The organism is Mycobacterium sp. BK086 (genome assembly GCA_004362315.1).
Taxonomy (GTDB): Bacteria; Actinomycetota; Actinomycetes; order Mycobacteriales; family Mycobacteriaceae; genus Mycobacterium.
Genome location: SNWL01000010.1, coordinates 20,172 through 43,137 on the forward strand (window position 1 = coordinate 20,172; position 22,966 = coordinate 43,137).

General features: G+C 63.8%; 22 protein-coding genes. 8 read left to right on the top strand and 14 right to left on the bottom strand.

Annotated elements, in window-relative coordinates; genetic code table 11:
• Position 1: 1 nt before the first annotated feature.
• From EV580_RS31970 to EV580_RS31985, 4 genes are read right to left on the bottom strand one after another with little or no spacing between them, the layout of a single operon-like run.
• Positions 2 to 1,195, bottom strand: a complete 1,194-nt coding sequence (locus EV580_RS31970; RefSeq protein ID WP_108055292.1) for a cytochrome P450 — start codon at positions 1,193 to 1,195, stop codon at positions 2 to 4.
• 8 nt (positions 1,196 to 1,203) lie between these two features.
• Positions 1,204 to 2,133 (bottom strand): NADP-dependent oxidoreductase, encoded by a 930-nt coding sequence (locus EV580_RS31975; RefSeq protein ID WP_108055291.1) that lies wholly within the window; start codon positions 2,131 to 2,133, stop codon positions 1,204 to 1,206.
• A gap of 53 nt (positions 2,134 to 2,186) precedes the next feature.
• Complete coding sequence (locus EV580_RS31980) at positions 2,187 to 3,068, bottom strand: TauD/TfdA dioxygenase family protein (protein WP_108055290.1); 882 nt, start codon at positions 3,066 to 3,068, stop codon at positions 2,187 to 2,189.
• A 39-nt stretch (positions 3,069 to 3,107) separates the two neighbouring features.
• Entirely contained in the window at positions 3,108 to 4,331 is a 1,224-nt protein-coding gene (locus tag EV580_RS31985) for a cytochrome P450 (RefSeq protein ID WP_108055289.1), read from the bottom strand.
• Between the two features lie 121 nt (positions 4,332 to 4,452).
• Between EV580_RS31985 and EV580_RS31990 the strand changes: the two genes are divergently transcribed.
• Positions 4,453 to 5,118: a TetR family transcriptional regulator gene (locus EV580_RS31990; RefSeq protein ID WP_286171959.1), complete on the top strand. Its 666-nt coding sequence runs from the start codon at positions 4,453 to 4,455 to the stop codon at positions 5,116 to 5,118.
• Positions 5,119 to 5,130: 12 nt separating this feature from the next.
• On the opposite strand, the gene EV580_RS31995 is transcribed toward EV580_RS31990, so the two are convergent.
• From EV580_RS31995 to EV580_RS32010, 4 genes are all read right to left on the bottom strand, one after another.
• Positions 5,131 to 6,099: an SDR family NAD(P)-dependent oxidoreductase gene (locus tag EV580_RS31995; RefSeq protein WP_108055287.1), complete on the bottom strand. Its 969-nt coding sequence runs from the start codon at positions 6,097 to 6,099 to the stop codon at positions 5,131 to 5,133.
• An 11-nt stretch (positions 6,100 to 6,110) separates the two neighbouring features.
• The gene (locus EV580_RS32000; protein ID WP_108055286.1) at positions 6,111 to 7,331 is read right to left on the bottom strand and encodes a cytochrome P450; all 1,221 of its coding nucleotides are present in this window, start codon (positions 7,329 to 7,331) and stop codon (positions 6,111 to 6,113) included.
• A 54-nt stretch (positions 7,332 to 7,385) separates the two neighbouring features.
• Positions 7,386 to 7,583 (bottom strand): ferredoxin, encoded by a 198-nt coding sequence (locus EV580_RS32005; RefSeq protein WP_108055285.1) that lies wholly within the window; start codon positions 7,581 to 7,583, stop codon positions 7,386 to 7,388.
• Between the two features lie 241 nt (positions 7,584 to 7,824).
• Positions 7,825 to 8,526: a TetR/AcrR family transcriptional regulator gene (locus tag EV580_RS32010; protein ID WP_133696889.1), complete on the bottom strand. Its 702-nt coding sequence runs from the start codon at positions 8,524 to 8,526 to the stop codon at positions 7,825 to 7,827.
• A 231-nt stretch (positions 8,527 to 8,757) separates the two neighbouring features.
• On the opposite strand from EV580_RS32010, the gene EV580_RS32015 reads away from it, so the two are divergent.
• The 6 genes from EV580_RS32015 to EV580_RS32040 all read left to right on the top strand — a co-directional run bounded on the left by EV580_RS32015 (position 8,758) and on the right by EV580_RS32040 (position 13,963).
• The gene (locus EV580_RS32015; protein WP_158279046.1) at positions 8,758 to 9,996 is read left to right on the top strand and encodes an acyl-CoA dehydrogenase family protein; all 1,239 of its coding nucleotides are present in this window, start codon (positions 8,758 to 8,760) and stop codon (positions 9,994 to 9,996) included.
• A 1-nt stretch (position 9,997) separates the two neighbouring features.
• A complete protein-coding gene (locus EV580_RS32020; protein ID WP_208114684.1) occupies positions 9,998 to 11,128 on the top strand; it encodes an acyl-CoA dehydrogenase family protein in 1,131 nt (376 codons plus the stop codon).
• Complete coding sequence (locus EV580_RS32025; protein WP_108055282.1) at positions 11,125 to 11,304, top strand: hypothetical protein; 180 nt, start codon at positions 11,125 to 11,127, stop codon at positions 11,302 to 11,304. Before EV580_RS32020 ends, EV580_RS32025 begins: the two co-directional genes overlap by 4 nt.
• 37 nt (positions 11,305 to 11,341) lie before the next feature.
• Positions 11,342 to 11,551, top strand: coding sequence for a ferredoxin (locus tag EV580_RS32030; RefSeq protein ID WP_132163751.1), 210 nt, complete (start codon positions 11,342 to 11,344; stop codon positions 11,549 to 11,551).
• A 5-nt stretch (positions 11,552 to 11,556) separates the two neighbouring features.
• The gene (locus tag EV580_RS32035) at positions 11,557 to 12,453 is read left to right on the top strand and encodes an alpha/beta hydrolase (protein ID WP_108055280.1); all 897 of its coding nucleotides are present in this window, start codon (positions 11,557 to 11,559) and stop codon (positions 12,451 to 12,453) included.
• A 94-nt stretch (positions 12,454 to 12,547) separates the two neighbouring features.
• Positions 12,548 to 13,963, top strand: coding sequence for an adenylate/guanylate cyclase domain-containing protein (locus EV580_RS32040; protein WP_133696891.1), 1,416 nt, complete (start codon positions 12,548 to 12,550; stop codon positions 13,961 to 13,963).
• A 102-nt stretch (positions 13,964 to 14,065) separates the two neighbouring features.
• Here the strand turns inward: EV580_RS32040 and EV580_RS32045 are convergent, their stop codons facing one another.
• From EV580_RS32045 to EV580_RS32070, 6 genes are all read right to left on the bottom strand, one after another.
• Positions 14,066 to 14,959: an SDR family NAD(P)-dependent oxidoreductase gene (locus tag EV580_RS32045; protein WP_108055279.1), complete on the bottom strand. Its 894-nt coding sequence runs from the start codon at positions 14,957 to 14,959 to the stop codon at positions 14,066 to 14,068.
• Positions 14,960 to 15,017: 58 nt separating this feature from the next.
• Entirely contained in the window at positions 15,018 to 15,884 is an 867-nt protein-coding gene (locus tag EV580_RS32050) for a TauD/TfdA dioxygenase family protein (RefSeq protein WP_108055278.1), read from the bottom strand.
• Between the two features lie 15 nt (positions 15,885 to 15,899).
• Positions 15,900 to 16,316 carry a Zn-ribbon domain-containing OB-fold protein gene (locus EV580_RS32055; RefSeq protein WP_158279045.1) on the bottom strand — a complete coding sequence of 139 codons (417 nt, stop codon included), beginning with the start codon at positions 16,314 to 16,316 and terminating at the stop codon, positions 15,900 to 15,902.
• 23 nt (positions 16,317 to 16,339) lie between these two features.
• Positions 16,340 to 17,518, bottom strand: coding sequence for a thiolase C-terminal domain-containing protein (locus tag EV580_RS32060; RefSeq protein ID WP_221220598.1), 1,179 nt, complete (start codon positions 17,516 to 17,518; stop codon positions 16,340 to 16,342).
• 327 nt (positions 17,519 to 17,845) lie between these two features.
• Complete coding sequence (locus EV580_RS32065; RefSeq protein WP_133696893.1) at positions 17,846 to 19,483, bottom strand: AMP-binding protein; 1,638 nt, start codon at positions 19,481 to 19,483, stop codon at positions 17,846 to 17,848.
• 846 nt (positions 19,484 to 20,329) lie between these two features.
• Positions 20,330 to 21,211: a nuclear transport factor 2 family protein gene (locus tag EV580_RS32070; protein WP_133696894.1), complete on the bottom strand. Its 882-nt coding sequence runs from the start codon at positions 21,209 to 21,211 to the stop codon at positions 20,330 to 20,332.
• A gap of 230 nt (positions 21,212 to 21,441) precedes the next feature.
• Between EV580_RS32070 and EV580_RS32075 the strand changes: the two genes are divergently transcribed.
• Positions 21,442 to 22,671 (top strand): CaiB/BaiF CoA transferase family protein, encoded by a 1,230-nt coding sequence (locus EV580_RS32075; RefSeq protein WP_353619871.1) that lies wholly within the window; start codon positions 21,442 to 21,444, stop codon positions 22,669 to 22,671.
• The last annotated feature ends 295 nt before the right edge of the window (positions 22,672 to 22,966 follow it).

Consider the following 22,966-nt stretch of genomic DNA (forward strand, 5'->3'; position numbering starts at 1 on the left):
GCTACACGAAGACCGGCATACTCTCCCATCCGCGGGTCAGGAATCCCGGTGTCATTTTGGCGTTTTCCTCGTCGACCTCCCACGTCGGGAAGCGCTTGAGCACTTCCTCGAGCACGATGCGTCCCTCCAAGCGCGCCAGTGCGACGCCCAGGCAGTGATGGGCACCGTATCCAAATGCCATAGTGCGACCTACGTTTCGGCGCACATCGCAGGTATCGGGGTCGGAAAAGTTCCGCTCGTCACGATGCGCCGCACCGGGCAGGCACATGAGCAAGCTGCCCGCCGGGACCGTCTTGCCGTGGAACTCGGCGTCGCGAGCCACGTAGCGGGCGATGTGGTAAGAGGGCGGCTGAAGGCGCAGGATTTCCTCGATCGCATTGGGAATCAACGATGGATCTTCGGCGACGAGCTGGCGTTGGGCGGGGTTATCGGCCATTACCTTGCCGATCCAGCCGATCAGCCGGTTTGTCGTGTCATTGCCGGCAGAGGCGATCAGGATCAAGAACGTCAGTAATTCCTCACGGGTGAGCTGACGCGTGATGCCCTTGTCGTCTTCGAACTCGACATTGAGCAGCTGGGTCATGAGATCGTCAGAGGGGTGATCGGCGCGCCAGTCGATGTATTCGCCGAACACGGCGTACATCGCTTGCATCAGGGCAAGCGGGGCTTCCTCAGCGACGTAGGCCCGCTGCAGGCTGCGTTCCATCTCATCACGCAGTCGTACCTGGTCCTCGTCGGGGATACCCAACAGCATTCCCACCACCCGCATCGGCACCTCGGAACCAATGTCGGCGACGAAGTCGAATCCGTCGGCGCCGGCAAGGGCGTCAAGTGTTGTGGCGCAGAATTGGCGTGCCTGTGGCTCAAGGGCGTTCATGTTCTTTGGAGTGAACAGAATCGAGACGATCGACCGATGCCGGGTGTGTTGCGGCGGGTCTTCATTGATGAACAGCCCGGGCGGGGATACCACGCCCGACCGGATCACGTCGAAGGTTCCCCCTTTGGACGAGATGAAGTGCTCCCGATCGGCGAGCATCCGCTGCATATCGGCGAATCGGCTGACTAGATAGAAGTCGTGCTCCTCGTTGTAGTACAGCGGGGCCTCATCGCGAAGCCGCCGATACACCTCATACGGGTTTGCCTTGATATCGAGGTCAAACGGATCGAAGTAGACGGCGCTCTCAGTGGTCGTCATCGCTGCACCTACCGGACTGCCACGGCGATCTTGCCGACAGTGCCGGAGGTGAAGTCTTTCAACGCCTGTGAAACCTGATCGAGGGGGTAGGTGGCGCCAATCGGGACCCGCAGTGTGCCGTCGGCGACTGCGGCAGCCAGCACACTGAGGGTATCGCTGCTGGGGATGGCCATGACGACGGTGGCTTCGATATCGCGGCCGGCGAGCTGGTCCGGGCCGACGCCGAGGGTGGAGGCGAACCGCCCGCCGGGAGCCGCCAGGCCGGCGAGTGCGACGCCGTCACCGGCGGCGTGCAACACTGCGTCGACACCGCCTGGGTACAGCGCGCCGACTGCGGCCGCGAGATCGCCACGATAATCGACGGTCTCGTCGGCGCCGAGATCGCGCACGAATAGCACTTCCTCAGGTGTGGCCGCGGTCGCGATCACGGTGGCACCCTGGGCCTTCGCTAGCTGGATCGCGATCGCGCCGACACCGCCGGTGGCTCCGGCGATCAGGACAGTCTGCCCCGCCGTCGGTGCCAGCGCGTCGACGGCCGTCTTCGCCGCCGTTCCGGCCAGGCCGAGCGAACCGGCGGACTTCGCGTCTAATCCACTGGGCCGCTTGGTGAGACCCCAGGTCGGCACTGTGATGCTCTCGGCGAATGTCCCTGCATGCAGCGGCATACTCATCAACATGCCGAACACAGGGTCGCCCACCGCCAGGCCCTCGACCCCGGCGCCAAGCGCCGACACCGTGCCGGAGAAGTCCCGTCCCAACGTGATCGGCAGCTCGTAGGGCATCATGCCTTCGATGTAACCTGCCCACGTCATGGCATCCATCCCGTTGACCGAGGCGAATTCGACGTCGACGAGCACTTCTCCGTCAGCGGGCACGGGAGCCGGTACGTCCTGCGCGATCGGATCGGCGTTGAACTCCGCGATCGAGATTGTCTTCATAACTTCGGTTTCCTTCGAGGGTTTGTGGTGCTGCCGAGTGCGGGCGACGACCGTCAGCCGATTGGCTGGTAGGCCTGGACCTGGGTGTTGGTCACCGGAATCGGGCTCCCGATTTTGCGAAGCGTCCTGGCAGGGCCGTCGACGCTAACCGCGGCCCGGGCATGCTGCATGGCGAGGTTGTCCCAAATGACAAGGTCACCGTTGTGCCACTCATGCTGCCACACGTGTTCGGGACGATAGAGATGTTTGAAGAGCTCGTCGAGCAGGTCCTCGCTCTCATCCTTGGACAGCCCGACGATCTCTTTGGTCATCCCCTGACTCACATAGAGCAAGGTCCGGCCGGTAAGCGGATGATCGTGTGCAACCGGAGTGGTTGTCGACAGGGTCTCTTCACGAATCGGATTCAACAGCTCTCCGCCGGCGTCTCCACGGCGTCGATCATCGAAGCCTTCCGGGCCGGTGACGTGGACTGCGGTCCGATTCTCGACGCGGGCCCTCAGGGAATCCGGCAACGTTTCCCACGCGTACGCGGCGCTGACGAAAAGTGTTGGCACCACCGGGGGCTCGACATCGACGCCATACAGCGAGTTGACGTAGAACGGCTCCGTCGACCACATCATGTCGCAGTGGTAGAGCAGTCGACCAAATGGCGCGGCCGCCCCGGGCTCCTTGTTGGAGATCCAGAAGCCGTCCTGCTTTCCGGCAAGTTCGGCGGCTTCGGACAGCGTGGGAGCCTTCTCCGTGATCATCAATTCGGACAGGTAGGCCTGTGCCGTTCGATCGATGTCCAAGCCGCGGAACACCAGCACACCCCGATCGTTGAACGCTTCCCGCAACCGACTATGGGTGGCGGCATCCACCTCGCCGTCGAATTGAAAGCCTTCGATCTCTGCGCCGAATCCCTCGGTGAGCTTCCTAATCGTGAAAGCACTCATGGGCGTTGTCTCCTAACGTCATTGGCAAACATGTGGCAGTCACCACGTGACCGGAACGCTTCCGACACCACCACCGGTGCGGTCGCTGAGAATGTGCAGCTCGCCGACATCAATAGCCAGACGTAGCTGCGGGAACCGCCGGAACAGCGACGTCAACACGGTACGCAACTCGGTGCGAGCCAGGTTCTGGCCGATGCAGTAGTGCGGACCATGACCAAATGCAATGTGACTGTTGGGTGTTCGTTCCGGGTTGAATTCGTCTGGGCTGTCGAACACCGACGGGTCGCGGTTGGCCGCAGCTTCGGAGATGATCACGAGATCGCCGCGACCAACCCTCACGCCGCCAATTTCGACGTCCTCGAGTGCGTAGCGCATCAAGCCCATGTTGTGCGCCGACGTCATGCGGAGGATCTCTTCGATTGTCTTGTCCAGCCGGCCCTCGAGGTCAGCCAGCAGCCAGTCCCGTCGGCTCGTGTCACTCAACAGGTACAGCAATCCGAAGTCCATCCGGGCCACGGTGGTCTCATGGCCCGCGAAGACCAGGCCCATCGCGTAGCGCGTCATGTCGGCGTCGGAGAACAGGTTGGCGTCGGTTTGCTGCGCGGCCACCAGGTCGGAAAACACGTCCTCGCCAGGGTTTTCGCGCTTGCCCGCCAGCATGCGCTCGCCGTAGCCATTCAGTTCGGCCATCGCCGCCATCGCGTCGGCACCATCGACGGTGCTACCCATCCGGTCCGAGAGTCCGATGACATAGTCGCGGTCGGCGTCCGGCACTCCGAGGAGGGCGCAGATCACCAGCACCGGCAGCCGAAATCCCACCAGCTGATGAAAGTCGACGACGCCGTCGGGGCTGCGTTCGTGCGCGGCGGCCATTTCGTCGAGACACCCGTCTGTGAGCTCCTGGATCCAGCCGCTCAAGAGCTTTAGCCGCTTGGGCGCGAACGACGGCACCATCAACTTGCGCAGCCGTGCCATATCGCCTTCGAAGTCATTACCGTCCATCGGCTTTGAGTGCACGGCAGCATCCGACAACGAGGATGCGTTCTCGGGATCCGGGTGCGTGTAGTAACCGAATCGGGCGGAATCGCCGAACACTTCGCGTGCCTCTTTGTAGGCGGTCACGATCCATGCCGGATCCCCGGTGGGAGTCAGCACCCGGGTCAGTGGCGCCTCGCTCCTGAGCTCACGGTATTGCGGCGCAATGTCGAGCACGCTGGTCCGTTGCAGGGGCAACTGAACCGCGACGCAGTCGGTACTGCTCATTGCTGTCCTCCAAAAGGTTGCAGGCCACGGGGTGAGCGAGAACCGCCCGCGACGGAAGAATCCGATGCTCTACTCTCGTTTGAGAGTGGCATCTCATATTTCATATCGCTACGCTATGTCCGTGCTCACATCCAGTCAAGGGGCAATCCAGCAAGACCCGGCCGGGTCCGGGCTGCGCTCTCGCAAGAAGCACAAGACCCTGGTCGCAATCCAGGACGCCGCCCTGGAACTGTTCGCCGAACACGGCTTCGAGACCACCACCGTCGAGCAGATCGCCGAGCGGGCCGAGGTATCGACTGCGACCTTCTTCCGATACTTCAGGACCAAGAGCGACGTCGTTTTCGGCGGCGAGAGCGATGAGCGGGTCGACTGGTTGCCGGCCCTGAAACGAGGGATTATCGACCGGCCTCCCTCGGAGGACGACGTCACCGCAGTCAAGCACGCCATCCTGGACAAGTGGGTCTCGTTGCTCGAGCCGACGCGGGTGCGCGGTCAATACCTGGCCGCCGAAACCTCACCCCTGCTGCACGGGCTGAGTTCGGTCATCGCGGTGAAATGGCAAGCCACGATTCGCGATGCACTCGCCGAGCGCCACGGCCTCGCGGCACCGGACCAGAGGTGCCGGATCGCTGCCGCGATGATGCTCGGGACCTTCAGTGAGACCGTCAGCGAGTGGGTCCACAACGACAACGGCACCGACCTGGCCGCCGCCATCGACGGTGGATTCGCGCTCATGAGCGAGCTGTGCGCGGGATGGTTCGTCGCCAGCCCGCCGCCGTCGGCATAACGGGCGTTCGGCCTACCCTGGAGCGGCTGTCGAGCCGGTGGCAATCGCCTGGAACAGTTGGGCCGTCTCATCCCCAGGGTCCGCGGGTATGGTGTGCCCCGCGGGATCTCGTATCTGGTCCAAGTGGTTTCGGACATCCTCGATCGACAATCTCGGGTTGAAGTAGCCCGCGGTGCGGCCGATGAAGAACTGCGAGACCTGCCCGCCACCGACCGTGTAGATCTCGCCGGACACCGTGCACTCGTCGTGCGCCAGGTATGCCACCACCGGAGAGACCAGGGCCGGGTCGAGCTTGCGCATGAAGCCCTGCATCATCTCCATCACAGCAGGGTCAAGGTCGGCGGCATCGCCGGCGCTGTCCATGGAGTGGGTCAGCATGCGGGTCATGGCAAATGGTGCGACTGCATTGACCTTGATGTTGTGCGGTGCTCCCTCAGCGGCCAACACCTTGGTCAGGCCGAGGATGCCGCCCTTGACCGCACCGTAGTTGCTCTTCTTCGCAGTGCCCAGCAGACCGGCCGCCGACGTGGTGTTCACAACCCGCCCGTAGCCTTGCTTGCGCATCGCGATCCAGGCCGGCCTGGTCACGAAGAACGTCCCCTTCAGGTGCACGTCGATGAGCGGATCGAGGCGTTCCTCGGTCATGTCGTCGAAATCCGCGTCGCACAGGATCCCGGCGTTGTTCACCACGATGTCGATGCGCCCGTAGTTATCGAGCGCCTTCTGTACGAGCGCTTGCCCACCCTCGGCGCTGACGATGCTGGTGGTGTCGGCTATCGCCTCCCCACCCTGATCCCTGATCTCCTGGGCCACCGCCTCGGCGGGGCTGTTGTCCGGAGACTCCCCGGTAACCGAGACGCCGATATCGTTGACCACCACGTGCGCGCCACGCGACGCCAGCAGTCGCGCATGCTGTTGACCTAGTCCCCCACCAGCGCCGGTGACGATCGCGACCTTGCCGTGGAACCCGAGCTCTGTCATGCCCGACCCCGTTACCAAGTGACGGGCATGGCGTGAACACCGAAGACGCCCATGTCGCCGCGGTATTGCAAGTCCTCCAGCGGCACCGCCAGCCGCAGCCCCGGGATGCGACGCAGCAACGCTGGCACCGCAATCTCGAGTTCGGCACGGGCCAGCACCTGTCCGATGCACTGATGGGTGCCGTAGCCGAATGCGACATGGCCGGCATTGTTGCGGTCGATGTCGAAGCTGTCGGCGTCGGCAAGGAATGCCGAATCCCGGTTTCCGGCAGGAAGATTGATGATGAGACCCTCACCGGCGCGGACCAGCTGGCCACCAATCTCGACATCCTCGGCAGCGATGCGCTCAACGAGGCTGGTGACCACGGTGAGGTAGCGCAGCAGTTCTTCGATCGCCTTCGTGACGACCGCGGGGTCCTCGGTGTCGCGGATTCGGGCCAACTGGTCGGGGTGTTGCAGAAGGTACAGAGTCGACAGGGTGATCATGTTGGCCGTGGTTTCGTGGCCGGCCTGCAGCAGCAGAACACTGTTGGCGGCCAACGCTTCACGGCTGAGCTCACCGTTGACGACGTGTTCATGGAATACGCGGCTGAGCAGAGCGTCGTCAGGCTCGTGTTCCTTCTTGCCGATCAGTTCGTAGAGGAACCCGAACAGTGCGATCGAGGCGTTCGCGTGGTCCTCGGCCGAAGCTTCCATGTTGAGCACCACCTGGCTGTGCTTCTGGAAGAACTGGTGGTCCTGGTAGGGCACCCCGAGCAGGATCGAGACCACCAGGGAAGGGACGGGCAGCGCGAAGTCGCGTACCACATCGGCGGGCGGGCCCTTCTTGATCATGTCGTCAAGAAACTCATCGACCATCTTCTGGATCTGTGGTCGCATGCCCTGAACCCGTTTGACGGTGAAATCCTTTGTCAGCAGACGACGGATCCTGTTGTGCTCCGGGTCATCCATCCGGGGAAAAATCGGAATCGTGCTCTCGGCTCCATCGGGGAAGCCTGGCTGCAGCTTGCCGAGAGTGTCGGCGCTGATCCTCGGGTCGGTCAACGCGAACTTGATGTCGTCGTACCGGCTCACCGCCCACACCGGGACACCGTTCCACACCACACGCCGCAAGCCGTCCGTCTCTCGCCATTGCGCGAACTCTGCCGGCGGATCGAAGGGGCACGTCGCCGGACGCGTGGGCGGGAAGCTCGGCAGGTTGGTTGTGTCGTTGGTATCGCTTGTCGTAGTCACGGCTCTCCAGTGGTTGGGCGGTGTCGGGGGTGTGTCAGTCCGGTATCCCCGGGGCTACTTCTCGATGAGGCGAATCGCTGCAGCCGGGCAGAGCTGAGCCGCCTGGCGTACCGCGTCATGGTGTTCGGGACCGGGTTCGTCGTCGAGCACGATCACAACACCGTCATCTTCGTTCTGGTCGAAAACATCGGGGGCTGCCACCACACAGTGCCCAGCCGCGACGCACTTGTCGGCCTCCACGCTCACCTTCATTGGTGTCTCCCTCATGACGTCTGACTTCACTTGTTAGTTAGTAGAGCTCGTACGGACTCGCGACCGATATGCGCCTGCAATTGTTCTCCAGTCGAGAATCCAGCGGTGTCTAAGCGCGGAATTTCCTCTGTTGGACAACTCGTTTGCCGTGGCACGCAAAGCACCGCCTTGGAGCCCGAGCACGGATCCCATGGTCGACGACCATATTACGTACGAGTCTCGTTCGCAATAGCCTAGCGCGCTATCGACGTACGGCGCGCCGTGTCTGCTTCCTGTCGTTCGTGCGGTGCACGCCGTCCCGGTCGACCGGAACGAGAACGGCCGCGCCCGACTCGACCTGGACACCCGCCAGGATGATGTCGACCAACGACTCAGCGAACGCTGGGAAGGTGCGCCGCAGGTGAGCGCGCCCCGTCTCCGGCGTCATCTCCCAGTGTGTCGACATGGCTCCGACGAGCAGATCGACGACTGTTGACGACCGCACGGTCGAATCGATCTCACCGCGCTTGATCGCTCGGCGGGTGATATCGCGGGCGGCCTCGGTGCGCGGCTTGACGATCAGGCCATGGTGCAAAGCCTGCAATCCCGGATTGGCGTGGCCGTCGTAGACGATCCGCCGCGCGGCCAGCGCGCGGTGCGCGTGCTGATACCACTCAACCCACTGACCGGCGTAGTCCAAGAGATCCTGGCGCACCGAGCCGCAGTCGCGCGCAGTCGGAAAATCCGCTGTATGCAGGGCCGCCACCAGTAACTCTTCACGGTTGGACCAGCGCCGATAGATCGCAGGCTTGCCGACCCGCGCGGAACGCGCGACCGCCTCGAAGGTGAAACCGGCCCACCCGTCGCGGGCATACACGCGGATGGCCGCTTCGAACACCCGCGGTTCGATCAACGGATCACGTTTACGCCCAACGGTGGCGGGGGCAACACCAGCCTCAGTCATCAGGACCCTCTCCAACGTCGCGGGCCCCAGCGGTGGCGAATCTTTGGGGCGGACCAGCGGACCGAAACCGTACGAATCCTACCGGTCGAGGCGTCCGCCCCTGGCGCACCCCTTGAAGCGGCCTCCAGCATGCGGTATGTTACCCACATATCGGACGCACTCCGTACGAATTATGGCGTAGGCAGTCCGGCCACCATGTCGTGTTGGGAGGGTTTGCGCACAATGGGAGCGGTGACTGCCGAAGCCGTCCAACCCGAAGTCCCGTCGGCAACGGAGTTCCGCGCTGCGGTGCGCAGCTGGTTTAGCGCGAACGTCGATGCCGCAGCGCAGGCTTCGTATACCGACGAGGACCGTCGCCGGACCACGGCGGGCGCGTACGATGCAGGCCTGCTGCATGTCACCTGGCCCGTCGAATACGGGGGCCGAGGATTGCCGGCCGAGTATCAGACCATCCTCAACGAGGAAACCGCCTGGTGCGGTTGGGCATTGACGAATAGCTCCGTAACCGTCGGAATCTGCGCGGCGACGCTGCTCGACACCGCCACCGAGGACCAGAAACAACGTCACCTGCCAGCCATGTTGCGCGGCGATGAGGTGTGGACGCAGCTGCTGTCCGAACCTGGTGCGGGTTCCGACCTCGGCGGCGTCACGACGCGCGCCACGCTTGACGGCGATCAGCTTGTTGTGAACGGCCAGAAGGTCTGGACGTCAGCCGCCGGCGAGGCCGACTACGCTGCAGCGCTCGTGCGCACCGACGCATCACTGCCGAAGTACAAAGGTCTGACGATGCTGATCGTCGACATGCGAAGTCCCGGTGTCGACATCCGCCCGCTACGGCAGATGACCGGCGAGTCCCACTTCAACGAGGTGTTCTTGGACGACGTCCGAGTTCCGCAGGCCAACTTGCTCGGCGGCTACAACGCCGGATGGGCGGTGCTGAACCAGATGCTCCTGCACGAGCGAATCGCGTTGAGTGCGGGAACCACCGGCGCTCGACTCGCACCCGATACCTTCGATCCACTCGTCGCGCTGGCCCGCAAACGCGGAGTACACACCGACGCGGCGGTGCGTACCCGGCTGGCCGACATCTACATCGACGAACAACTGCTCGACTTCATGGGCCGACGGATGCGAGCCGCTGCCGCCGCCGGTCTTGAGATGGGCCCAGTCGGATCGATCGGGAAGGTCGGCATCGCGCGCTCGGCACGAGCCTCCGCCGAAGCAGCGATACTCGTCGGCGGCCCGGATGTGCTGGCGTGGGAGCACGACGATCTCGACAGCGCGCATTGGGCTCATGAGCTGTTGTTCTTCCCGATGACCGGTATCGCGGGCGGAACGACCGAAATACAGAAGAACACGATCGCCGAACGGCTGCTCGGGCTGCCCCGCGATCGGCAAGCCGATCGGGATCTCCCGTTCAACCAGACAGCGGGGACGTCTGCCCGATCCAACGGGCAATCATCAGCGTGAGGTGTACGTGTTCATCCCCGATCTAGTCAGTGACGAGCACGCCGAACTGCGGGCAACCATTCGGCGCCTGCTCGAATCACGCTCCCCCGAGGCTGCGGTCAGGAGCGTCGCGGACAGCGAACAGGGCTATGACTTGGGGCTCTGGGGCCTGATGGCCGGTCAGCTGGGCTTGCATGGTCTGAGCCTGCCCGAGCCGTTCGGCGGCTCCGGGTACGGGCCGGAGGAAACGACTATCGTCTTTGAGGAATTGGGCCGCGCGCTGGTCCCGTCACCCTTCTTCCCCACCATCGCCCTGGCAGCCCGGTTGCTCGTCGAGATCGGCGACGCGGAGGCCAACCTTCGCTATCTACCGGCAATCGCAAGTGGCGAGCTCATCGCAACCGTCGCGATCGCCGAAGGCGCCGGCTCGTGGGATCCGCGCGATCTGTCCGATGTCGTGGCCACGGGCAGCGGGCACGAGTGGCGGCTGCTTGGTGAAAAGACGATGGTCCTCAATGCTGATGCGGCCGGGCTGATTCTGGTGGTGGTCACCGCGGCGGACGGCTCCAGCGTGTACGCCGTCGACGCGGACGGCCCTGGCGTGACGATCGTGCCGCTCTCGACGCTAGACCTCACCCGGCGCCAGTCCAAGGTGCGGTTCGATGCCGCCCCGGCGACGCTGGTCGGCGATTATGGCACCGCCGCCCCCGCGGTGGCGTCGATGCTCGATCACGCCTGTGTCGCGCTCGCCGCAGAGCAGACCGGTGCGGCCGCCGAACTCATGCGGCTGTCCGTCGACTACGCCAGGCTCCGTCACCAGTTCGGCCGGCCTATCGGCGCCTTCCAGGCGATCAAACACAAGCTCGCTGACATGGCCTTTGACGTGGAGCGGATGGTCTCGATCGTCAGGCACGCCGCGACGGTTGCCGCGACAAGCCCCCCCGACCTGCCAGTTGTCGCCGCCATGGCAAAGGTCTTTTGCTCCGAGGCGTACTTCCGCGTCGCTGTCGACACGATCCAAATCCACGGTGGCATCGGCTTCACCTGGGAGCATCCGGCCCATCTGTACTTCCGCCGCGCTAAGAGCAGCGAATATCTGCTGGGCAGCCCGGCACGGCACCGTGAGAACCTGCTCGAGGCGCTTGGCGTATGACTTCCCCGGACGCGACCGGCACTCTCGAACGGGACAACACACGGACACCCCTGTCGGGCGACAACGTGCTGGACCAGTGGGTTGAAGCAGCGCGCCAGCAGAGACCCGCCGTACCGTCGGGGACCGTCGACCAGCAGGCACTGCGCGCATTGATCGCCGGCGGCACCGTTGTCTAGCCGATCGGTGCGCTTCGACAACGAAGAGGAGCGACCAATGAACCCCAACTCACCGACCGTCAGTGTCAACGAGGATCTGTGCGTCGGCAACGCGATGTGTCGCGCGATCGCCCCGAACACCTTCTTGGCCAGCCCGAATGGCAAGTCGACCGTCGCAGATCCCGTCATCGATGACCGCGAGTTGCTGATCGAGGCTGCTGACACCTGCCCGGTCGCTGCGATCCAGGTGCTAGTCGGCGACCACTGAATCTGATGCCCGGCACCGATTTTCATCCCGACCTGCGCCGGCTGGGTCGGTTTCTGCCCAAGCAGGTGGTGACGCCGCGAACATATCGGCTGATCCGGTTTCCGCATCGGATTCTTGCCCGCCGGACACCGAGCCACATCAAGGTTGTGAAGCTGCGACCGGGGGTGTCGGTGCGGGTGTTCGTTCCCGCGCTCACATCCGTCCCGTGCCCGGCGCTGTTGTGGATCCATAGCGGCGGCTACGTGATCGGCACCGCGGCTCTGGACGACAAGCTGTGCGCGCGGTTCGCCAGTGAGCTTGGCGCGGTCGTTGCGGCGGTCGACTACCGGCTGGCGCCCGAAAACCCATACCCTGCTGCGCTTTACGACTGCTACGCCGCCTTGACATGGTTGGCGCAACTGTCGTCGGTGGACCCAGGGCGCATCGCGGTCGGGGGCGCAAGCGCGGGGGGTGGGCTCGCAGCGGCGCTGGCCCTGTTGACACGCGACCGCGGCGGACCATCTATTCGAGCGCAGCTGTTGGTGTATCCCATGCTCGACGACCGCACGGCTGACCGACCCGAGGCAGAGCATCCCAAGAGCCGACTGTGGAGCCGCAGCAGCAACGGATTCGGCTGGCACTCATACCTCGGCGACACCGATCCGAACCTGGCAGTGCCAGCTCGCCGGACAGATTTGGCTGGGCTTGCCCCGGCTTGGATCGGTGTCGGGGATCTCGACCTGTTTCACGATGAGGATCTCGCCTACGCCGAACAGTTGAAGGACGCCGGGGTTCCGTGTGAGGTGACGGTGGTTCCCGGCGCATTTCACGGCTTCGATGCCATCCAGCCGAAGACTCGGGTTGCTCGGTCGTTCTTCGACAGCCAATGCGCCATGCTGCGGCTCGCGTTCACGCCGAAATAGGCAACGCAGGCTCGCGGTGTCCTCGCCGGCTCGACCACGCTCGGTTCGCCGGTATGCCGCGGCCTACGGTGCGCGCCTCGCCGCCGCCCACCTGATGGCGATCGGGGCGGCCGTTGCCATCGTGGTGCCCCTGGGCCTTCGGCCGGTCCAGGGTGTTTTCGCGCCCAACTTGGTGACCGCGGTTGTGGTGGTGATGGCCCAATGCATTGGCGTCGCACTCGCCGGAGTGCTGATCATCACTCCGGGATTGCGGTGGTACTTAGCTGGCGCACAACCTGATTCGCATCAGCGTCGAGCGGCCCGCGGCCTAGTCAGACGGCAATCAGCGATCCTCGCCGGCATCTGGTTTGCAGGCGGGGCGACTGTCCTTGTGTCCAACATCAGCAGATGGACCGATATCGCGCTGCCGACGGCCCTGGGGGCCCTTCTGGGCGCCATCGCGGCGATCAGCACCGCTGCACTGATCACCCAACACGACCTGCGCCCAATCGTATTGACGGCGATCAAGGAATCGGGCAGCAGCATTTCCGCACCCGATGTCCTCACGCGATTGATGGTGACCTGGTTACTGTGCAACACGGTGCCGTGCGGGGTAATTGCCGGTTTGGTTGTCGTGCAATCCAACGGTGGGACACTGGCCGATTCATCGGACGTCAATATTTCCGTGCTCGTGGTAGCACTCGCCGCAGGCCTCGTTGGACTTCCGGCGATGTTTCTGATTTCCCGATCCATATCCGACCCTCTTCAAGAAGTCATCGACGCGATGTCGCAGGTCGAACGCGGGCGCATCGACACTGAGGTAAGCGTTTACGAGCGTTCCCAAATCGGGCGCTTGCAGACCGGGTTCAACAAGATGGTCTCCGGGCTTGCGGAACGCGATGTGCTGCGTGACCTTTTCGGCCGCCATGTCGGATCCGACGTGGCCCAGCGGGCGATCGAACAGGGTGCATCGCTGTCCGGCGACGTCGGCGAGGCCGCGGTCCTGTTCATCGATTTGGTGGGATCGACACAGTTCGCTGCCAGTCATTCCCCCCACGAGGTGGCTCAACTGCTCAATGACTTCTTCGGCATCGTGGTCAACGAAGTCGATGAACACCACGGCCTGGTGAATAAATTCCAGGGGGATGCCGCGTTGGCCATTTTCGGGGTACCGCTGCCGAGCGGGACCGCCACCGCAGAGGCGTTGGCGACCGCTCGAGCGCTAGGCATCAAGATGCGCCGACTGCCGCTTGTCGACTTCGGCATCGGCGTTTCCGCCGGGTCCGTCTTCGCCGGAAACATCGGTGCCGAAAATCGGTACGAATACACGGTTATCGGCGATGCCGTTAATGAAGCAGCGCGGTTGGCTGACTTCGCCAAGTCGACCGAGCAGAAGATCGTGTGTTCGGCAGCAGCGCTCGATCGGGCCGGTCCCGTTGAGCGATTGAACTGGCGGCCGCGGGGCGACACGGTCCTCCGGGGCCGATCGCACCCCACGTCACTGTTCGTCCCCGCCCGCGACTGGCCGTAGCACAGGAGATGTCTCGCGGCCGCACAAGGATTGCGAAGGCCGCGGATGCCGGGCCCGACCGCCTGACAGTGTTTCTCGATGAACCGGGTCTGGTCGGGCCGATCAGTGCCCTGCGAGAACCTGCGCGTTGCCGAGGTCGGTCACGATGCCGATGTTGGCCGCAACGTCCTCGACGGTCAGCCCATCGACTTTGATGCCTTCACTTTCCATGAGCGCGAGGCGCTGGACCTGACCGCCACCGGTGGCCAATACCACCCCATTCAGCTCACACGATTCGTGAGCGAGGTAAGCCGCCACCGGTGCCACCGCCTCGGGGGTGTACGGCGCCATGATCGCCTTGGCCTGTTCCAGGGTGATTCCGTACGCCTCGACGAGGGTGCCGAGGTCGGCAAGCCTGGTGGCAGCGCGCGGTGCAACGGCATTGACTCGAATGCCGTCTTTCTCACACTCGGTGGACAGGCACAGCGTCAGACCCATCACACTGCCTTTGGCCGCACCATAGCTCGACACGTTCGGGTGCATGCCGGCCATTCCTTCTGAACACGTGTTGACGACGCGCCCGCTGCCGGACTTCTTGAGGTGCGGCCATGCCGCCTTCAACACATAGACGACCCCAAGATAGTGCACGTCTAACATGCGCTGGAAATTCTCGAGCGGCAGGTCGGTAAAGGCACCGGGATCATGGATTCCGGCGTTGTTGATCACGATGTCGAGGCCGCCGAATGTGTCGAGGGCGGTGTTCACGATGGCGGCGGCGCCCTCGACCTCGGCGATCGAGGAGTGGCAGGCGACTGCCTCGCCACCGGCGGCCTTGATCTCTTGCACCACCTGCTCGGCCGGCTCGGCGGAAGAACCACTCCCGTCGAGGCTCCCGCCGATATCGGCGACCACGACTCGAGCACCACGGGAGGCTAGGAGCAGCGCATGGCCGCGCCCGACCCCGCGGCCAGCCCCGGTGACAATCGCCGATTTTCCATCGAATCGCAATTCACTCATTGAGTGATGAACCTGCTTTCTTCTCTGTCGACATCGAACTACGAACTGCGCGAGGCGGCTAGGAGCCGACCTTGGTGAACCGCGGCTTCTCCACATCGGCGATCACCCGAGGCGCGATCACCTTGCGCAATGTCCTCGGCGGCCCATCGAACTTGACCTCCCCGCGGGCGTGCTGGATTGAGAAGTTGTCCCACATCACGAAATCGCCTTCGCGCCAATCCTGTTCCCACGTCTGCGCTGGGTCGTAAAGGTGGGCGAACACCTCGCCGAGCAGATCCTCGCTGTCCTGCCCTGGCAGCTCAACGATCTTTCGCGTCATCATCTGGCTGACGTACAGGATCGGGTCTCCGGTGCGCGGATGAATGAAGGGAATCGGTCGCGTCACCGATCGGGCGGTCGCACGCTCAGCCTGCAGGAGCTCGCCCGGCTCATCGCCGGCGCGCCTAGCCTGTCCGGTCATGTGGAGGGCGTGCAGACCCTCAATCCGCGCGCGCAGCTCGGCCGGCAACGTCTTCCACGCGTGGGTGGCGCTGGTGAACACGGTCGGTACCGCAGGTTGGGTCACTTCCAACCCATACAGCGTCAACACCTGAAATGGGTCGTCCGACCACATCATGTCGCAGTGGTAGAGCAGCCGCCCGAATGGCGCACCGCCGTCATCCTCTTTATTCGACACGTAGAACACATCCGACGTGTCGTAGGGGGCGCCGTCGGGTGCCGGGCCCTCGCGACCGATCACCAGGCTCGCCAGGTATTTCTGATAATCGGGTTCCAGCTCAAGACCGCGGAACCTCAACAGCCCCCGCTCGTCAAACGTGCGGCGCAGCAAGGCCGCGTCATCCCCACTGAGCTTGCTGCTGGGGTCAAGGCCCTCGATCTCCGCACCGAACGCCGGGGCGAGATCACGAATCGTGAGTTGCGACATTGGTTTTCATCCCTATCACTCGTTGTGAGCTGTCTCACTGGTGGTTTCCTGCATGTCGGCAGTCCACGTGAGTACACCGACGGCATCGGCCACACGCTCCGGTATGGCATGCACTCTCAAGCCTTGGTGGATGTCCACGTCCGACGTCAACGGGCCCGGTATGAGGAGGTCGGGCTGTTCGTCCAGCCGCACCAGCGCCACGGTGTACGGAACCTCATCGACGAAGGCCGGCCCGTACGGCTGGTAGGTCACAATCCAGCTGTGCACCTCGCCGAGGCCGCTGACCTGTTCCCACGTCAAGTCCTCACCCTGGCACCACGAGCAGATCGGGCGGGCCGGCCAAGTCCAATGGGTGCAGGTGCGGCAGTGCTGCAGCTCCAGCCGGCCGTCGGCCAATGCTGCCCAGTACGGTGCCGAATCCTGGTCGGGCACTGGGATTAACCGGGGCCCAGCCATCATGCACCGACCAGCACGGCAGCCGAAGAATATCCGCTGACGTATCCGAGTTGCCCGGTTACCAGCGCCACATCATGCTTGTCAATCTGTCGATCGCCGGCGTCACCGCGGATCTGCTCAACCGCCTCGAAGATGTGGTTGAGCCCGTGCAAGTACCCCTCGGAGAGCAATCCGCCGTGGGTATTGATCGGCAACGAACCACCCGAGCGGTCGAACGCGCCGGCAGCCAACATATCGGGGACACCGCCGGGCTCGGCGAATCCATAGCCCTCGATCTGTGACAACACGGTAAAGGTGAAACAGTCGTAGAGTTCGGCGAAGTCGATGTCGGAGGGCCCCAGTCCGGCCGCTTTGTACAGCCGGGGGGCGATCAACCGCGCCGGTGACTGGGACAAATCCTCATGACCATTGTTGATGATGTTCACGCCGCCGCCCCACGCCGCCCCGCCGATCAGCACCGGACGGTGGGGTAGATCCTTCGCGCGTTCGGCGCTGACCACCACCACCGCCACCGCGCCGTCGGTCTCCAGGCAACAGTCGAACTTGCGAAACGGGTCGACGATCCATCGGCTGGTCATGTAGTCGTCCATCGTCATCGGCGTGCGCATCATCGCGCGGTCGTTATCGAGCGCATTGTGCCGGCTCAGCAGCGCAATTCGACCGAGATCTTCCGACGTTGTCCCGTAGCGCTCCATGTGGCTGCGCGCGGCAAGGGCGATTTCCTGAGCCGGTGCGACGACGCCTGCCGACGCCTTCACTGCCATGTCCCAGGGCTGTCGGGCGACGGTGGTCGCCGAGCCGTTGAGGCGATTCTCGCTGCGACCGTTGATCGCCCGGTAGCAGACCACGCAGTCGGCGACGCCGGCGCTGACGGCGAGTGCGGCCTGCCCGAGCATCGACAGCGATACGCTTCCCCCGTACCACTGATCGACGTAGAAGTTGAGGTTCTTCATTCCGAGGGACGGCGCAAGCAGGTTGGGCGCGATGGAGTCGTTGGTCCCGAAGGTGGCTAGCCCGTCGATGTCGCTGACCGTCAGTCCGGCATCGGCGACCGCGGCCTTGACCGCCCGCGCCGCCAGGGTGAAGACGGAAACTCCAGAGTCACGGGAGAACTCGGTGCACCCGATGCCGACGACGGCGGCCTGCGAGCGTGGGAATTTCGACCTCACCTCGTTCACTGCGACAATGTCTCCTTTGAAATTGCCAACGGCTGCAAGGAATCGCGCATCCGCAGAGCCGACTGCCCACGTTCGTCATCTCCTCCGACCGTAGCACTGCGCCACCCGTTTATGGCACTCGTCTGCCATTTTTTTGCGGCAATTTCGCCTAGCTAGCAATGCGTGCTGACCGCGGCAGATAGCGCCCTCAGGAGTACCGGTGCGCGGTGATACTGAGGAGATCGCTCGTCTCGCAACAGCCTATTGGTAGCCAGCCGATCGCCGACTGCTGAACCTCATCGCTCGACGAACTTCCAGGCCCGAGATAGGAGCGCAATCTTCGCGCAGTCAGGTCGCCGGCGTGGCCCGGCTGGTGGTGTCGGTTTGCGCGATGCTCAACGCGCTCGCGTAGTCGATCTTGCCGTTGGGCAGCCGGGGTATCTGCTCGACGAATCGAATGCGTCGCGGGACTTTGTATCCGGCCAGCGACGTTCGCACCGTGCTAGCCACCTCGTCGGCGCCGAGGGAATGTCCACCGGCACGGACCACCAGCGCGGCGACCGACTGACCGAACCGCGGGTCGGGTACGCCGAGTACCAAGCAGTCATCGACATCACGAAGACGACGAATCGCGTCTTCCACTTCCGCGGGATACACCTTTTCCCCACCGGTATTGATGGTGGCCGTCCCCCGGCCGATCAGCGTGACGGTGCCGTCATCCGCTATCCGACCCAGATCTCCGGGCATCGCATACTGGACACCGTCGATCACCAGGAATGCGGCCGCGGTCTTCTCGGGGTCGCGGTGATAGCCCGAGGCGGTCGTGGGTCCGGCCAGCAGACCCACCGCGCCGGGGCCAAGTTCCCGGCCCTGTGGCGAGAGCACCTTCAGCCCACGGGCGGCCTGAAATGTCGCCGTGGACAACGCATCCCCGCACCGCACCTGGCTGAAGCCGTAGGACAGACCCTCGGTTGCCCCGCAGGCGTCAAGCAGAGTGGTGTGCGGAAGATGCGCCAGCAGGCGTTCCTTTATCGGCGCACTCCATGCCACGCCTGCCGAGCAGATCACCCGCAGCGATGACATGTCGTAGGGACGGCCGTCGGACCGCGCGTGGTCGAGCGCCCGCACGATCGGTAGCGCGAAAGCATCGCCGACGATCGCGATCACCTGTGGCCTGACGGTTTCCGCGGCACCGAGGAGCTCTTGCGCGTCGAACGAGGTGCTCGACAGGGTGGTCACCAGGCCGCCGGCGCACAACGTAGGCAAGGAGGCGAACACCAAGCCTGTGCTGTGCATCAACGGCGAGGCCGGAATCGCAGACGGCGCCGCTCCCTCTGCTGCTAGCGTGACCGCGTACTGCACCGGGGAAAGCCCCGTCCGCTCGCCGAAGAACAGGTCGCGAAACAACGAGGAATTGTCTGCGCTCTGCCCGATCCGCATCAGTACGCCTTTGGGCAGTCCCGTCGTTCCGCCGGTGTACGACAGAAACACGTCGTCATCGTCACGATGAATCCGCGGTGCGGGGTCGGCCGCGGCCAGGACGTCGTCGTAGGCGAGGGATCCCGAAATCGCCGCGGCCTCATGCCCACCGACCTCGACGAGCACCAGTCCCGGCGCCTGGTCCGCGATCGCGGCAACCCGGTCGCGGAGAGCAACATCGAAGAACAGGACTTTGGCTTCGGCGTTGTCGAGCAGGGCCAACAGTTCGTCGCTCGTGTAGCGGTAGTTGACGTTTGACGGCACCGCGCGAATCTTCAGCGCGGCAAAGAAGATCTCAAGGTATTCCGGGCAGTTGTACAGGTAAGCAGCGACGCCGTCGCCACGGCCACAGCCCCAATTCTGAAGCGCAGAGGCAATTCTGGCCGAACGTTCCTCGAACTTGGCCCACGACACCTGACGTTCGCCGTGCCGCAACGCGGGCCGCTCCGGAGTACGATCGGCGATCGTCTCCCAGACGGTCGCGTAGTGCCGCGATGTATCAGCCATGGACGGTCCGTACTGTCACGGCCGATGAGTGGTGGCGAGTTCTCGGGTGTGCGATGTCATAGATCCTGGCAGCCCGGTGAACCTTCGCGACGCCGAAGCACATCGCGGTGAGGACAATTCAGTACTCATCAGCACTCAACAATCCTCTGGGGACGGACGGCCGGCGCGACTGATGTGGCGGAACGGTGAGACCTCCGCTGCTCACTGCCCGCACTCGCGGTGTCTGGCGCATCAGATCTTCCACCCGTTAGCAAACGGCAGCCCAGCCGAATTTCGCGGGGCGTCGACCAGCTCAGAAGTACCTCGCGGTCGGTGACGCTATCTGTTGGCTGCCCGGCCGCCGCCAGGGCATGCCGCTTGAAAGCGGCTGCAGCGCCGCTGCATTGATGTTCTACCCGGGTTGGCTTGCCCCAAGCGTCAGCGGGAATTGACTCGCCGACGAAGATGATTTCTGGCTTGCCGAGAGTCGCGGCGCGTGACAGCCGTGTGCGGATTCGCGACTCGTGTATGAACAGATCCGGCGAAATGGCTAAGGAGTCGGCCTCGCACAAGTCCCGAAGATCCAGCGCAGGGTTGAATTGAACCGGATCAACACCAAGAATCTGGAGGGGCCGATCGTCGTGCAGATCGGCAATGAAACCTGTCACTTCCCATCCCGCCATCGCCCGATCAGCCAGCCAGCCACCTGCGACAGTGATGAGCTCGACTACGTTTGAGGCTGCGACGTGAAGCCGGTAGCGAGACGCCTGCTCATCCCAGGGCGTCCTTGCGTCTCGCCGATTGATTCGTCGGTTCGTGATCGGCCCAAGCCCGCCGTCTATGCCTCTCACCGCGATTCTCCTGCCGCTACTTTGGGTCGGTGCCATGACCGATGCGGGCGATAAAGCACCCGTCGCCGCCAACCACGTGGAACTCTGCGGTGTGGAACGCGACGGGACCCGAGTCTGCACCCCGCGGGATCGCCGTGAACCGCAACTCAGTGAAAACGTACGAATCCTGCACGACCTGATCGAGCGTGTCGATCGACTCAATGGAGTAGGTGTCGAAGAACGACTGATAGTACGCACGATGCGCGGCCTTGCCCTCCATGCTGGCGAGCTTGCCGGTGTCGTCGACGTAGTCGCGGACCGCGGATGCTACGCCGTCGCTCAAGCAGTCCACGATCGTGTCCACATCAGCATCACCGAGCGCCCCAAGGTATCGCCTATGCAGCGCCAGCACCTCACGGCGAAGCTCCCAGGTTGACTTGTCCGCATCGCCGATTCGGACATTGGCGCCGAGTTCAGCTCGGGGCTTCACCACCCACACCAGTTCACCGGTGATGCCTTTGTCGGTAGACACCGGGAACAGACCAAGGGTCAAGTTATCGCCAGCAATCCCGGTGTTCTTGGGCCTGCCCACCGACGTCGCTTCTTGGAACGTGTACCAAGTACCGCGGATCTCCACCAACGGTTCCACACTCAGCAGGTCGCTCGCACCGCGGATCATCGTGTAGGCGTCACGAATTTCCTCGGCGGTGGAAAGGATGGGAAGGGCGACGGTTCCATCGGGCCGGACATGGGGCATGATCGAGTAGGCGTACGGGCCTTCGCTGCGCAAGGTCTCCATGAGCTCGGGTATCCGGCCGACGAACTCGGCGTCGATGTGGATCTGTGTCTGTTCAGCAGCATGCAGTGCTGCCGCGGACGATTCGCGCAGAAGGCCGGCGTCGATGTCAATGACCCTCATGGGTTACTCCTCGTTCTGATGTTCATGGACCAAGCCGTCAGTGTTTCTTCAGACGGACAAGGCCACCTCACAGCACGCGGCCTTTCCTCGGCCATCAAAACCTCCGGGCTGTCTGTATCAGTTCGACTGAAAGCTACACCCCCCGGCGACACAAAGTGACATCGCACCGTCTAATTGGCAGTGAAATGCCTACATCGCAACGGCGGTGTTCGAGTGAGAGGAGTCACGACGTGGTCGTCCAACCGATGCAGGGTGTGAAGGTGGTGGAGGTCGCGCAATTCACCTTCGCGCCATCGGCAGGTGCTGTCCTGGCCGACTGGGGTGCCGAGGTCATCAAAGTCGAGCACGCGGTTACCGGTGACGCACAGCGAGGGCTCACGATCGGCGCCGGTGGTGCTGCCGAGGGGTCGTTTCAGCCGCTGATGGAGCACCCCAACCGCGGCAAGCGCAGCATCGGCCTGGCGCTCGAAATCCCCAGCGCTCACGCCGTACTCATGGAGCTGGTCCGCGATGCCGACGTGTTCATCACGAATTTCCTACCCAGTGCGTGCCACCGCCTTCGCATCGAGGTCGACGACCTCCGAAGCGTGAATCCAGGGATCATCTACGTCCGTGGCAGTGGCCACGGACCGCATGGCCCCGACGCGCAGAAAGCCGGCTTTGATGGCTCGACGTTCTGGGCCAGGACCGGTAGCGCGTGGGGCTCGACTCCGCCTGACAGCCCCAGTCTCATCCGCCAGCCCGCCGGCGCGTACGGCGATTCTCTTGGCGGAGCGATCATGGCGGGCGGCATCGCGGCCGCCCTGTTCGCGCGGGACCGTACCGGCGAGCCCTCAGTGGTCGACGTCTCCCTGATGAGTGTCGGGGCGTGGGCGATGGCGCTTTCCCTGACCACCGCCCTGCTGACCGATGAAGTCACCCCCGCTCCGCCGCTCACGGCACCGCCGAACATCGCGGTCAATCCCGTCATCGGCAACTACCGCACCTCCGACGACCGATTCATCACGCTGATGATGGTCCAGCCAGGCCGCCACTTTTCCGATCTGTGCGCACATCTGGGCCTCGAGCAACTCCTCGAAGACGACCGCTTCAGCACTGCCGAAGGGCTGATCACCCACGCAGACGAAATCGGTCGCCAGATCGCCGAGGCCTTCAGCGAAAAGCCTTACGCCCATTGGGTGCAGCACCTCGCCTCCTTGACCGGGCCGTGGTCACCGGTGCAAAACCCGCTCGAGACCGCAACCGATCCACAGATGCACGCCAATGGTTACATCGTGACAGTGACCGATGCAGATGGCGCGCAGCGCCATCTGGTGGCCAATCCAGTCCAATTCGACGAGACACCGCCAACTTTGACCCGGGCACCACAGTTTGCCGAACACACCGACGACATCCTGCGCAGTCTCGGGAAGGATGATGACGCTTTGATCGAGCTCAAGATCGACGGCGCCTGCACGTAACGCCCACGGGCATGTCGGGTTCGCGGCATCGCCGTTGTCCGCCGAGTCCGCTGGCGTCGACATCGAGTCCGAGGCGACGTCAGCGGCCTCTCCGGCCAGCCGCGGCGGATCGTCGGCGACGATCAGTCAAAGCCGCTGCAGCACAGATCATTCAGTGGTGACGAAGCGATCGCGATACCCAACCTGCAGCCGGTCTGCCTCGGTGCCAGCGAGTAACGCGGACGCAACTGTCTTGAACTGCATTGCTTCCGAGCAATTCGGTCGGGTAACGCGACCCGGAAGCTCAATCAACGGA

Excerpts from the sequence above, each read along its gene's own strand:
- EV580_RS31970 (WP_108055292.1), bottom strand. The coding sequence starts at position 1,195 with ATGACGACCACTGAGAGCGCCGTCTACTTCGATCCGTTTGACCTCGAT.
- EV580_RS31975 (WP_108055291.1), bottom strand. The coding sequence starts at position 2,133 with ATGAAGACAATCTCGATCGCGGAGTTCAACGCCGATCCGATCGCGCAG.
- EV580_RS31980 (WP_108055290.1), bottom strand. The coding sequence starts at position 3,068 with ATGAGTGCTTTCACGATTAGGAAGCTCACCGAGGGATTCGGCGCAGAG.
- EV580_RS31985 (WP_108055289.1), bottom strand. The coding sequence starts at position 4,331 with ATGAGCAGTACCGACTGCGTCGCGGTTCAGTTGCCCCTGCAACGGACC.
- EV580_RS31995 (WP_108055287.1), bottom strand. The coding sequence starts at position 6,099 with ATGACAGAGCTCGGGTTCCACGGCAAGGTCGCGATCGTCACCGGCGCT.
- EV580_RS32005 (WP_108055285.1), bottom strand. The coding sequence starts at position 7,583 with ATGAAGGTGAGCGTGGAGGCCGACAAGTGCGTCGCGGCTGGGCACTGT.
- EV580_RS32010 (WP_133696889.1), bottom strand. The coding sequence starts at position 8,526 with ATGACTGAGGCTGGTGTTGCCCCCGCCACCGTTGGGCGTAAACGTGAT.
- EV580_RS32025 (WP_108055282.1), top strand. The coding sequence starts at position 11,125 with ATGACTTCCCCGGACGCGACCGGCACTCTCGAACGGGACAACACACGG.
- EV580_RS32030 (WP_132163751.1), top strand. The coding sequence starts at position 11,342 with ATGAACCCCAACTCACCGACCGTCAGTGTCAACGAGGATCTGTGCGTC.
- EV580_RS32035 (WP_108055280.1), top strand. The coding sequence starts at position 11,557 with ATGCCCGGCACCGATTTTCATCCCGACCTGCGCCGGCTGGGTCGGTTT.
- EV580_RS32040 (WP_133696891.1), top strand. The coding sequence starts at position 12,548 with ATGGCGATCGGGGCGGCCGTTGCCATCGTGGTGCCCCTGGGCCTTCGG.
- EV580_RS32045 (WP_108055279.1), bottom strand. The coding sequence starts at position 14,959 with ATGAGTGAATTGCGATTCGATGGAAAATCGGCGATTGTCACCGGGGCT.
- EV580_RS32050 (WP_108055278.1), bottom strand. The coding sequence starts at position 15,884 with ATGTCGCAACTCACGATTCGTGATCTCGCCCCGGCGTTCGGTGCGGAG.
- EV580_RS32065 (WP_133696893.1), bottom strand. The coding sequence starts at position 19,483 with ATGGCTGATACATCGCGGCACTACGCGACCGTCTGGGAGACGATCGCC.
- EV580_RS32070 (WP_133696894.1), bottom strand. The coding sequence starts at position 21,211 with ATGAGGGTCATTGACATCGACGCCGGCCTTCTGCGCGAATCGTCCGCG.